Below are 12548 nucleotides of genomic sequence, written 5' to 3' on the forward strand. Positions count from 1 at the left end.
CTTCTTTTTCTTGATCCGTTTGATTATTTGGTAAATCATTCGGTATATTCGCTTGCACTAACGGATTGGCTTTTGTCTTTTCGTCATCTGTCCCAGCATTTTCTAACTGGCCGCCTGCCGCCGCTAATTCAGCCGCGCTGTTAAAATGTGCTCCCATTTTGTCTCCAATATAAGACATTGTGTTTCCAGCGTACTCTTTTCCTTTATCTACAAAGTTTTCAGTCATAAGAGATATATTTGTAACTGTCTCATACACGCCACGTGCTCGACTAAAGGCCGCAACAATATTTCCTCTAAACAGGTAGCAAAGAACAAAAACAAGAATTTGGAAAATCATTGTAGACACATATCCTGCAACGCCCGCTTCTGGCAATACATATAGTAATTCTGCCACCGTAAAGATGATAACAAGCATAACTGACATAAAGATTTTTAATGCCAAAGGGCGAATCCATTGTGAAGCCCAGCTTTCAATGACTCTACGATGTCCTGGCAATAGAGCCACCGCCATGACGATTGGTGAGATAATACTCATGACAAGGAACCATAATTGGAATGCTACAATCAGTAAACAAAACGCGATTACTGGAACACCTGCGAATGTATTCACAACATAATACATGACTGTAAATACAAGGCGCTCTCCTACAGAAGAAATCACCATCATTTGATTTCCGTCTTTAACTTCCTTTTTTATCTTTTCATCTCTATCTTTTCCAAGAGGCGTTGCTAATAGTTCATCTACTCGTTTAGCACCTAATTTTTCTTTTGAATCCTCCCCGTACTGTAGAAACAAATATGGTCGTTCAACTAACAAATCCCAAATCTGCTTTTTTACTGAAAAGATTGCATCCTCTTTGGAACGTCCTGGATCACCTGCAACCGTTCCTGTTGCTTTTGCTAATACCGTTACACTAATTTCAGAACTAATCGTATTTGCACTCTTTAAAATCGCACCTGCATTTCCAATGTACGTAACAATAAAAGCAATAACCAAAACTGTTTTTACTAACTCACTTAAACCTTTTGAGGGCTGGCGCTTAATAAAGAAAATATAGCCCGCATAACAAGCCGATAACACACAAGCAATGCCGATAATTGCTGGGAATAGTCCAGAAGATGAAAAACCACCTTTTCCAATACCAGCGATATTTTGCATAGCCGCACCTAATTTATCCGCTACAGTATCTACAATATCCAGGTTCAACGCTTGATCGACTAAAAAAATAGTTAATTGGCCGAGAATAACATTTAACTGAAAGGCCATATTCGCAAACCATTGACAAGTTGTATACAACATCCTTTGTAAATCTTTGCCTACACTATCATCACCAAATAAGTACCCACCAACTTTTTGAAATACATTTTTTTCATCTTCTTTTGGCTGGTACGTATCAATCTCATAATATTTATCTTTGTAAATCCCATCTGTGTACCCACTAAATAGATTTTCAGAAATTCGCGCCCCTTTTTGTTCCTGTTTTTCTTCTGTTTTTGTATCTTCCGCTAGGGCCACATGAGGCCCTAACGGTAGTAAAAAGAATACAAGAATCATACAAATAGAGAAAAGTTTTTTCATTCCTTTTGCCCCCATTTATGGACATGTATAGGTTTTACACTCCCAACTATGTCCTTGATATTATGTTCCCAATTCCAAGTCCAGCTATAATTTTTCCATTTCCCATCTTTTTCATCTTTCACCATTTTTAACTCTATATTTACTGTCCCATCCTTTACAGGATCATAGAATTTTACTGCGTAATAGAGTTCATTTTTTCCTTCCTCTAAATCATATCTATATAAATCGTATCTACTTCCCATATCCTTACTAGCTCCTGGATGACGTACACTTCTATCCTCATCCTTTAATGGTTCATAAACTAACGTTGCTAACTTTCCGTAGTCCACTTCAATTTCAGCTTTAACATAATCCATAACCGCTTTATCTGCTTCTTTTATATCTCTTTCTTTCTGGCTCTCTTGTTGATTTGCATTGCTTTTCGTTTCATTTGAACAACCCGCAAACCCCGTTACCATCAACATTCCTGCTACACATAATCCAGATAACATACGTAATTTTTTCATCGTTCCATCCTCCATATACAGATAATTTAGAATACTCTTATCTGTATTGTAATACGAATTACGCCAATTGTTGTGCGCGTTCTTCGTCTGTTTTCGTAGAGGAATCAAATGCAGTCTTTAATTCTTGGAAAACAGGATCAATTTCTACAACCGCGGTTCGGCCAAAAATATCCTGGAACAAGGCTTCGCCGCGCCGTAACTGGCGTAACATTAAGATATTTTCTTCTGTGACCGGTAAGTTATAGTAACGCAACATTTCTTCCGCTTCCTTATCGTATTTCAGCGCAAAACAGAACTTCATACCCACATTGGCAACCTCTTTGTTTTCAGATTGATAATCGGATGCGTTTTGTGTTCCTAAATACAAGCCGATATTGTGATAACGTCCTTCTCGAATGATTTTGTCAGAAGACGCCGCACCCTCTTTATTTTTCAAAATACTTGATGCCTCATCTTGTAGGTATACTTTGAAAATACTACGGTCGGAATGCATTAAGGATTTACCAAATGCCGCTAATGCAATTAAGATACTACGAGATAATTTGTCTGTAACACTTTCATTCTTTTCCTCTGATTTCGGAATGCGTAAATGTTGAATTTGTAATACTTGTAACGGGCGTTCTAGGCTTAATACGCGGTAATCTTGACCTGGTCTACCAAACAATAAATCTCCTAGCTGGATGCCTTCTAAGGTTGCTAAACGATTTGTAAGAGCGTTTAATCGTTCTAATTCAGTTGGCAATAAGTTAGGTTCTTTCTTCATTTCCTCTAGTTCTTTACGAACCAAAGTTAAACATGCATCTTCTTTTTTCGCTACTCGTTCAATCGCTTTATATAAATAGTCATATCGGATATCTTCTAATCCTACATCCGATAGGAACGTTAAAATTTCAAGTGCCAAACTCTTTGCATCTTCAATTGTTGCGCTTATTCGGAATGGGTCTAAACAGCCTGCATCCTTTTTATCCTTCCCAAGCGTCCACACTTGCAAGGTATCCTCATTGAACCCTGGCAATAATTCGGGCCATCTTGTGCGGTCCCCTTTAGGATCAATAATAAATGCCCTTCCGCCACTCATCACAATCCAGAAAGCGAGTAAGTTCATTAGGAACGATTTCCCTTTCCCTGTTTGCCCCGCGAACATAACCGATAAACTTTCAAATGCTGTCACAATGTTATCTAATGCTTTCGCCGCTAGTTCGGGACGAACAAAAACAGGACGATTTAATTTCTTTGTCTTTCCAATGTAAAACCCTTGATTGTCACCAATTTGTGTTGTGGCCCCAAACATGCCCATTGCAAGTACACCTGGCTCCACAAACAATTTGAAGTCCGTATTATAACGTTTAGAGCCTGGTAAGAACTCATAGAAGTATGCTAGCTGTTCTCCAAATGGATTGACCAATTCAATTTTCATTTTGCGATATTCTGTAATGAGCGTATTGACGCGTGATTTTAATGTTTTTTCATCTTCGGCATATACACAAAACAGTACACTTAGTTCATATCCAGGTGCTCCTGTTGTTTCAAATCGATCTTTTACAATTTTGACGCCTCTTGCTTTACGATCAATTGTTAAATCTGTTGTGCGACCACCTACCATTGCTTGTTGACGTTGATCGTTTAATTCCAATTCACTATTTGAGAGCTTTTGTGTGACCATCTGGTTTTCTAAGTGATACGCTCGAATACTCATTTCAACAGGAAACTTTAACGAATGCGATTGAATGCGATAAATCCACTCTCCACCAGGAAAGGCCGATATTTCGGGCATATCTTTCACCGCAAGAAAAGCAACATGAGAGGTTTCGATTTCTCCTTCTTCATTTTGTCTTTCGAGTATAAGAGAACGCCCTGGGCTTTCATCAATCACGGTATCCGTTAAGTGCACCATTTCTTGTAAATCTGGCCGACGTACTTTTACCGCCTTTCCTTCTTCATTTTTCAAGGTAACCGTAGAACCTACTTTCCAGTTTTGATCCCGATTCAGTTCTTTCATGCCACGTTTAAAGTTATGATGGAATAAAAAGCGCGTTGTTGACGGTTTCGCACGTCTGGTATTATGAAAGGCCCCTCTAACCTGGCTAAATAAAACGTCTTCTACTTCTAAATAATTTTCAATTTCCTCTTCTAAAATATCCGTCACATTCATACCCGATATGTTTTGGGCTGTCTCTGCAAATCCTTCTCTAACCTTCTTCATAAACTTCCATGTTTCTACGACAGGGTTACGAATTTGTCTTTCTTTCTGTTCCATATTCAGTTGTACTAAAACGAAAAAGCGATATTCCATGTTCTCTTTCGCAATGGCCGCATTTCGTAAGTATTCTTTTACCTTTTTAAAAAGAAAGCGTCCTGTTGGGGCCATTGGCCCTTTTAAAGTGGAAATATGTTCATCCAGAATTTCATCTGAATTTGTTGTACGAGGAATCACAAGTAAGTGGATATCATATTCTTGATGGGTAAAAAGAGCGAGTTGATTGCGATAATATACTTTTTTTGTGCTTTCATCTTGATGATCGTATTCGAATCCGTCTACTTCATATACTGCGGATACCTTTCCGTCTGTACTAAACGCTAAATTCTTTTCAACGTGCTTTAATGGTGATCTGTTCATCGTTTTCAACATCTTTCATTTCCTCCTTTTGGGGTAAAAATGTTAGGTTATAAGCGTGTATGTCTTTCTCTTCTTCTTCGCTAGCTACATGTACTATTGGTATATCTTTAACGTCATATTGCACACACACATGACCACGAATCACATGTTTTTTTAATTTCGGCAAGGTCACTAATCGGCTACTTTGATGTTTACGTAAACGAAATGTGACCCAGGACCGAACAAAAGAGAAAAGTGATTTTCCATCTGTTTTATATTTATCCGCGCCCCATACGAGGAAAAGAGGAATCACACCATAATACATGAGCCAAACTTGATCGATCATATCCCCGAATATCCATTTAAAGGGAGGGAGGAAGCGGAAGGCTACAAGCCCCGCTTCTACCGCCGCAAAATAACCAAGTGCCCTCCATGTAACCGCACGCGGAAGACGATACCCCATAATTTCGTACTGTCTTCGCATATAGTTCATATAGCTTCCGAAACAATAGACAATGATAGATTTTGATTCTTTTTCCTTCATGTAGCTCCCTTCCTTTCCATCCCTTACTTAGACGCCAAATAATCCACCTAACCACGTTCCGATTGTTTTTAATGCATCTGGTTTGTTAATGAAGAATACAACAATCCCGCCGCCAACAATTAACGTGATCGCTTTTCCCCATGCACGCTTTGCCGCTACGATCAAGATAACAATGATAAACGCACAATATAATGCGTATGTTCCTTGTGTCTTCATCATTTCAAAAAATCCTTCCAACCCGATTCCTAACACAAAATGATTTATATTGAACATATACATGCCCCTCTCTTATTTTGTTTTTAAGTCTTTTACAACCCATTGCTTTCCATCTTGTTTTACAAACAACGTGTAACCTGTTTTCATTTTCGTTTCAGAATGCGGATCAATCATAGATACCTCTGTTTGTACCTCATACGTGCCTTTTGTTTTTCCTGGATAAATCTTAGAGGAAAGTACATTTTCAAATTTCATGGCTCCTTCTAACCCTTTAATATCCGTATTAGCTAGCACATACGCGAGTTCTTTTTGTGTTGCGGTCGTATAGGATTTAAAGAACGTGGGTAGAAATTCTCGAATGTCTTCTTTTACAGCGAGTTCATGGACTTCCTCTCGGTCTTTCTCTTCTTTTCCTTCTGGTACTTCCGCTTTTTCATTCACCTTGACGATTTGAGGGAATCCACTAATCACAAAAGCCTTTCCATCTGATTGAACAGGAACCGACACTTGCTGGATCACCTCCTTATCCTCTGGCCCGCTATTATCTGCTTTCATGCGGCTTAATTTGTATTTCACTTTAAAAATTACGCTTGCTTCTTTATCTGTAACCTCATCTACTCTTAATACAGTTGCGTATAGAAAATTGGAATCCCATTGCATACTTACAAAATCTAAACCAACTTGCGGATCAAACGTTTTCGGTATATAGGGATGTAAGCGCTCTGAACGCTTCTTCTTGCCTTCATCCCCTCTTTGCCATGTAAAGTATTCCTTTGCGAATCCCCGTGCAAATTCAATCGCTTCTGGACGCAAGGCAAGGTTTTGTTTTTGTGTGACTTCCTTTGGAGTGGTACTGGCCTTTGCTGTTGTATCTCCCTTTCCTTTTACTACGGTTGTGATGGATACAATGAGCATCCAACAAAACAGGAGCCAAAAGGCCCATTTTCCAATTAAGCGCCCTTTATAAGAAGGAAGCTTTGTGGCTTTCCTTGCCTTCCCTTGTTTACTTTCAAATGTTTTTGCAAACCACTGTTTCACCTTTTGAAACATATTCATCCCCCCTTCAATTTCGGTACTGGCGTAAAGATCGTTCGTAGCAATCACAAGCGAATGAAGCCATACCAACCGCGGTTGATTCATCTTTTATTTCATTTCGTGCATAATTGATAAAATTATTGAGTTTGGTTTGACTGCCTGTAATATATGGGAATCTAGCATGAACCACATACCGTTTACCTGTATCCCTCCCTACTTCGAAGGACGCTCCATCTGTAGCCCGAAACTCCCTTACAAACTCTAAACCTTCCAATGTATCCATTTTCATCCCCCTTACGATCGACTATCGACCATCTTCCATATTCCCACTACGACCAGGAAGAAAAGCAAGACACCTTCCCATCCTTGCGTATAGTAAATTTCCACCACTTTACTTTTCACCGCTTCCCAGGCTTCTCGTGATCCTGGTACTCTTTCAAATAACCAATCTGAAAGGACAATTAACAGAAAAATACTGGCGCTTATCGATAAAATAAACCGAAACACATTCTTAGAACCTCACTTTCTCATTTGGATTTTGAATATTCCGATAAATATTCCCGAATGGGTCTTGCAATATATCTTGAAACAGTGTGATATAAACTGGAATTTCTGGACTGCTTACCCCTTTTAAGTAGCGAATCAATTCTTTTTCTCTACTTTCACTACCTGCAACAAATACCAGGCGCCATATCGGTATTTCATATCCCATACCAGCATGTGTCCGATAGTCTGCCTTTTTTCCTTCTTGCGTCATGAAATCGTTATAACGGATAATCTTTTTTTCTAATACTTCTTTTGATCCGTAAGAACGTTCCATTTCCATGAATACACCAATGTTTTTATCAATTGCTTCTTTTAATCCAATTACCGCAACTCCGTCTGGGCGTATGACGCGATTTTTTCCTTTTGCATATTGGAATGTGGCCCGCGGTTCGTTAATCCATTCCTTTAGTTCCAATCTTTCTTCTCTCTTCGATATTAATGTCATGGCACATTCAATCTTTGCTAACATTAAACTGTGATACACAAAGGATGCCGAACGTTGGGACCAACTACTTTTCCAATGTACACTCCCTCTTAATCCACAAACTGTTTCTACTCCCTTTGCCGCAAGCGTATATACGTTTTGCGGTCTTCCAGATTTACGAACCTGGTTTCTTGAAACAGGTATGGGAAGTAATTCATTTTTTAAATATTTTTCTTGTACCAAACGATTCAAACGGTAGTATACTGATTTTTTCTTATGGTTCGGATATACTTTTTCTGTTATATACTCCATATCAACATAGATGTGATTGTGTATATCCATGAGTAAGTTTTGGTCTTCTTCCAATAGCAACATACTGCACATAGTCTCTACTCCTTTTCCCACATATCGAAAATGCTTTTTTCTCCTTTCATAACTGCCTCCATTTCATTCTCACTTTTTGATGGTTCGATGATCGGCGTTTCTTCTGGAAGTTCTATTTCTGATTCTTTTGCTTGTGTTTCTGGCTGTTTCACTTCTTGTTTTTCTTCTTTCACTTTTACCGCTTCGATAGCTTGTTTTCGAAATGGGATAATTTGCGCTTGATGTGTGGGTTCAACTGGCTTTGTTTCGGAAACAGGTTCTTTCACTTCTTCATTGGAAGGTGCTTTTTCTTCTAATTCATCTAGCCCCGATGTCACAACAGGTTCTTCTTTCGTTAAATTGACTTTTTCGGCTTGTTGATACTTGCCTTTTCCGTATAGGAACTCATCAATTTCCTTGTCGATTTCTAATCCTGCTTTCCCATTTTGTTGCTCTAAAGAATGAATTTTTGCTCTGGTCCATTCATTTGATGCATGAATTTCTTTTTCGTTTTTGTAATTTGCCGCTTTTCCATTTGGTAGATAGCGGTCTAATGGTGGAACACGTATCGTACACCACACATTTTTTGCCTCACCTCTGATATAATCTTGTGTTTGTATGGCTACTACTAAGTTAGGAAGGTTTTGCAAATACTCTGTACGGAATTGTTTTTGCATAATGCCCTCTAACGTTTTCGCGGAATTATGACCTTGCCTACATACAAAGTAATTTCCGCCCGCCTCTGTTAACATGTCTGTTAGCTCTCTGTCTAACTGTCCCGAAACTTGCTGGGTAATCACCCATAATCCAAATCCATGCTTCCGATCCTTCGCAATAATTTTAGGAAGAACGGGTACTGGCACGTCATGGGCTTCATCTATTACGCCTAAATGTAGTTTTGAACCATGCGGCCGCTGTTGGGCGATACGGTGATATTGGTTACAAATGTAACCGACTGTAAGCAATGTATCTTCTTTTCCCATTCCTGCTAAATCGTAAAAGATAAGGTGTCCTTCATCCATCCACTTTCGAATTTCTAAGGAAAAGCCTGTTTGCCCGTACATACGCTTTAAATACAACGTATTACGGAAGATATCTAATCGGTTTAAAATCGCTTGTGTGCTGTCTTCTAACGCGCTTCCCACTTCATATTTCCAAAAGTGAGAGTAATATTTTTGTTCTGGTCCTTGTAAATTGGCGATTACATTTGCTCGAAACAGTTCATCACTTATGAATAATGGGATACTTAAAATCGTATGAATTTGACTCTTATCACAAAGTAACGTCCCAATAATCGCCCTTAGCAATCGTTCTGTTTGTTGTGCTTGCCCTTGAATCATTAACTTAATCATTTCCATAATGGATTCAACCACTGTTTGGATATCTTCATTTGGAAAACGATGAAATAAATTCAAGGCTGGCGGATGATCTGTGTTTCGAAAACGGATAAAGTGAACCTTGCTCCAATCAACCTGTTTCCCATCCTTTTCCGCTTTTAAGAGTCGATTCATTGCTACATATGCCAAATCTTCCGTCGGATCAAATAGAGACAATCCGCCCGCTTCATTCGGATTTTCTAGCCACTTATCAATAACACTTTGCATCAATCTCATGGCAATAGTACTTTTACCAGACCCAACTTTCCCTGTAATGTAGCCATGATTCTTGAAGAAATCTTCTCGAATTTTTACTAATCGGTCCCTAATATAGGGATGCATTACATGACCAATTGAAATGCCTTCGGCCAATAAATCATCTGGTATCATGTTTTCACCTTTATCTAGATACAAGATGTTTCGCTCTGTCTTGCTGTTTTTATCACCCGTTACATTTGGAAGGTGCAACAAGTTTAATAGCTCTGATCCCGTCCAAATCATTTTCCCGTATACGGGATGCGGTACAGCTGGCATACTGCGTCTAAAACGCCTGTATCTAAGTTCATTCACATCGGCCATAATACTTGTGACCATATGTCCTAAGTTCTTGATAACAGGTACACCAGGATAATAGTCACTTGCGAATGAAACGGATACTTGAAACGCCACTTCATTTTTTGCAAACCGTTTATTTAATGCGCGAATTTCTTCTTTCTCAAAAGCATCTAAACCATGCTTTTTCTTCTTTCGAATGACCTTTTCTGCTTTTCGAATCCCTTTTGTCAGCTGATACCCGTTATCTGGTGTAAAAGCAATATCAATCCATGTCTTTTCTTCCATTGCGCTTCCTAACATCGGTAATACATCACGTGTATAGCGCGCGAGTGATAATGTGGCATCTAGCCGCTTTCTCTTTAATACCATCCGTCCTCCTACCGCTTTTCTTGTTGGAAATGGCATTTCTTCCTTTGGGACGGTATAAATTTCACTGTGGGTATAAGCGCTTTGTATGGCTTGCACAACCTGTTTGATTTTATCTTCTGGACCACCTACATAAAAGCGAACACGCTCATTTTCTCCCTCTGGACGATACATCGTCATGCGGTACCAATCGCGACCTTTTAACAGACGTTCTAAAGGCTTTCGACCCGAACCATGTACATGCCGAATCATTTGCCCTAGTTTATCTGGTGTGACTTCATCATCTATGTGCGGAATGAATAATACGTATCGATACCGCTTCTTTTCTAGATATAAATAGATGCCATGTAAGACAATCCGTATGACAATTCCTAGCAAGATCAATAAAGCAATCCCACGAAACACACCGACTACAGTTGGCACCAGCTTCATCAATTCTGTGAGGATTTTTTCTTTAGAAAACCAGACAAATGCAACAGCTCCTATACCTAAAAGCATTTTCCAGTTCTTTTCTATGAAGTTTTCAATTTCTTTGTCGAGCTTGCTGTGCGCCACTTCTTCACTTCCTTTCTATCCTTGAAATGGCCTTATGCAAGGGCTACTAGTTTTTCACGATGCTTTTGTGTTCGTTCTTCTGCGGCTAATTGAATCAAGATTTGAGGTTGCATGATTCCGTTTTGAGGTTGATTAATTTGATCTAAGAGTGTTTTATAGTTGAAGAGTTCTTGCTTCACTTGTTCGATATCTAATTCACCATCTACCGTTACTTGTTCTTTCCAGAACGTTTCCCAGCATTCTTGACGATTTTGATACGCTTGTTTTCCCATTTTGCTTCCTCCTTTTAAGTGGGGAGGATATTCAGTGAAAGAATGTCCTCCCATGAATATTATGATTTACGCGCTTTTTTGTAAGGGTCTAGTGTAACTAAGAGAGAAGAGAAAATCATGCTCTTTCCCATTCTTCCCGCCCATTCTTCTGTACGCTTATTTGTTGAAGGTGTATGTGTTGTATGTGGAACTCGACCGATATAAAAACCGCGTTTACTTCGCATATGCTTAATTGGTTTCATAAGAAAACCTCCTGTATTGTTTTATCATTCTATATCGTTAAATAGAAATATTGTATAGTTTTAAGCGATGAGTGGGTCCAATTCTAAATACACATCAAATCTGTGCAATAACTCTTCTGGTATCGCTTGAAAACTTACAAAAACTCTTACATTCAGTTCCTCTAGTTCTTCTAAAAGATTGATGAATCCATCTGGATTATTGGAATACAACCTTAATCCTTCATCAATGATAACGACATCCGATTGTTTGCATGTTTCTATTTCGGTTTTGCTTAGAAAAGAATCTTTTGATGTAAAAGTGATAATGTGAGCACCCATTTTTTCGTATTCTTTATACTCTCCATCCCCATCTAAGACAGTCGCTTGTTGATTATCCGCCATGACAAGGGTAAGAAGTTGCTTCATCAAACCTGTTTTTCCTTTTCCTGTTCCACCTCGTACCAGGATATTTCTATTTTCTTCTTCAAATACAAATTGAGGATTCATTTTATTCCCTGCATTCTCTATGACAATGGAATTTGACTTACTCATGTCATACCATTTTGGTTTTATAAATGCTGGGATTTGTGCACTTCTTCCAATAAATGTTCCACACATAGCAATCTCACCTTTCCATTCGTATCAGTTTTTTATAAAGCTACTAAATCTAATTCCTCTAAATCTGTAGAAAGAATCTTAATTTCTTGTTGGTGCTCTTTGAATAGAACATGTTGGATATTTTTTCGCAACTGAAACCCATCTTCCACCAATGCAAGTAAATATGATTTCGTATATTTCCTATCATTGATTTGATAATGTACATCAAATATGCACATTTGATCCCGCCCTCCCTTATCAGTTGAGAGTGTTTTACACTTCTTGATTCTTACGTTTTCTAAATGCGTAAACAGCTAGGATGCTACCAAGAACGACAAATGTAACACCAATCCATTTCCAATATGGATTTTCAGCTTTGCCGCCTGTTGTTGGTAAATGACTTTCTACTTTCTTAGGTTGTTCTTTCATCGGTTGTGGTTGTTTTACAATGTTTTGTGGTTTCTCTGGTGTTGGTACAGGTTTTTCAATGACCTGTGGTGTTTGTGGCTTCTCTGGTTGTGGTTTTGGTTGTTCTGGCTGTGGTTGTTCCGGTTGCTCTGGTTGTGGCGTTTCTGGTGTTGGTGGAACTTCTTTTTTCTGATCTGCTACAACATGTTTGATAATCTCACCATCTATTTTAATTTCAAAAGAGAATGTTTCTTCATTGATTAAATATCCCTCTGGTGCGAATGTCTCTTTATATGTGTATTTACCAGCTGGTAATTTCTCAAACTTTGCAATGCCTTGTTCGTTTGTTTTTCCTTTCACGACTTCCTGGCCTTGCTCGTTATAGATTG

14 protein-coding genes are annotated in these 12548 nt (G+C 38.7%); all 14 read right to left on the reverse strand.

Annotated features, from left to right (window positions below; genetic code table 11):
- The coding region (locus tag MR160_RS30395; RefSeq protein ID WP_481746742.1) for a CD3337/EF1877 family mobilome membrane protein at positions 1–1579 on the reverse strand (1579 nt) is incomplete at its 3' end.
- Positions 1576–2100: a hypothetical protein gene (locus tag MR160_RS30400; RefSeq protein WP_242298967.1), complete on the reverse strand. Its 525-nt coding sequence runs from the start codon at positions 2098–2100 to the stop codon at positions 1576–1578. The genes MR160_RS30395 and MR160_RS30400, both read right to left, overlap by 4 nt.
- A gap of 43 nt (positions 2101–2143) precedes the next feature.
- The gene (locus tag MR160_RS30405; RefSeq protein ID WP_088322283.1) at positions 2144–4714 is read right to left on the reverse strand and encodes an ATP-binding protein; all 2571 of its coding nucleotides are present in this window, start codon (positions 4712–4714) and stop codon (positions 2144–2146) included.
- Positions 4674–5225, reverse strand: a complete 552-nt coding sequence (locus MR160_RS30410) for a TcpE family conjugal transfer membrane protein (RefSeq protein ID WP_000659661.1) — start codon at positions 5223–5225, stop codon at positions 4674–4676. Before MR160_RS30410 ends, MR160_RS30405 begins: the two co-directional genes overlap by 41 nt.
- Positions 5226–5252: 27 nt before the next feature.
- Positions 5253–5504: a TcpD family membrane protein gene (locus MR160_RS30415; RefSeq protein ID WP_000281809.1), complete on the reverse strand. Its 252-nt coding sequence runs from the start codon at positions 5502–5504 to the stop codon at positions 5253–5255.
- A 9-nt stretch (positions 5505–5513) separates the two neighbouring features.
- Positions 5514–6491: a conjugal transfer protein gene (locus tag MR160_RS30420; protein WP_242298968.1), complete on the reverse strand. Its 978-nt coding sequence runs from the start codon at positions 6489–6491 to the stop codon at positions 5514–5516.
- A gap of 13 nt (positions 6492–6504) precedes the next feature.
- Complete coding sequence (locus tag MR160_RS30425) at positions 6505–6759, reverse strand: hypothetical protein (RefSeq protein ID WP_061655316.1); 255 nt, start codon at positions 6757–6759, stop codon at positions 6505–6507.
- A 228-nt stretch (positions 6760–6987) separates the two neighbouring features.
- Positions 6988–7830 carry a replication-relaxation family protein gene (locus MR160_RS30430; protein ID WP_000337181.1) on the reverse strand — a complete coding sequence of 281 codons (843 nt, stop codon included), beginning with the start codon at positions 7828–7830 and terminating at the stop codon, positions 6988–6990.
- 5 nt (positions 7831–7835) lie between these two features.
- Complete coding sequence (locus tag MR160_RS30435; RefSeq protein ID WP_242298969.1) at positions 7836–10661, reverse strand: type IV secretory system conjugative DNA transfer family protein; 2826 nt, start codon at positions 10659–10661, stop codon at positions 7836–7838.
- Positions 10662–10693: 32 nt separating this feature from the next.
- On the reverse strand, positions 10694–10933 hold the full coding sequence (locus MR160_RS30440) for a hypothetical protein (RefSeq protein WP_242298970.1): 240 nt from the start codon (positions 10931–10933) through the stop codon (positions 10694–10696).
- A 59-nt stretch (positions 10934–10992) separates the two neighbouring features.
- A complete protein-coding gene (locus MR160_RS30445; RefSeq protein ID WP_000802603.1) occupies positions 10993–11175 on the reverse strand; it encodes a hypothetical protein in 183 nt (60 codons plus the stop codon).
- Between the two features lie 60 nt (positions 11176–11235).
- On the reverse strand, positions 11236–11772 hold the full coding sequence (locus MR160_RS30450; RefSeq protein WP_242298971.1) for a type IV secretion system DNA-binding domain-containing protein: 537 nt from the start codon (positions 11770–11772) through the stop codon (positions 11236–11238).
- A gap of 32 nt (positions 11773–11804) precedes the next feature.
- A complete protein-coding gene (locus MR160_RS30455; RefSeq protein WP_016099495.1) occupies positions 11805–11990 on the reverse strand; it encodes a hypothetical protein in 186 nt (61 codons plus the stop codon).
- Positions 11991–12024: 34 nt separating this feature from the next.
- On the reverse strand, positions 12025–12548 hold a 524-nt coding region (locus MR160_RS30460), incomplete at its 5' end, for a SpaA isopeptide-forming pilin-related protein (protein WP_242298972.1).

Origin of the sequence: Bacillus cereus group sp. BfR-BA-01382, from assembly GCF_022663475.1 — a bacterium.
GTDB classification, from domain to species: Bacteria; Bacillota; Bacilli; order Bacillales; family Bacillaceae_G; genus Bacillus_A; species Bacillus_A thuringiensis_S.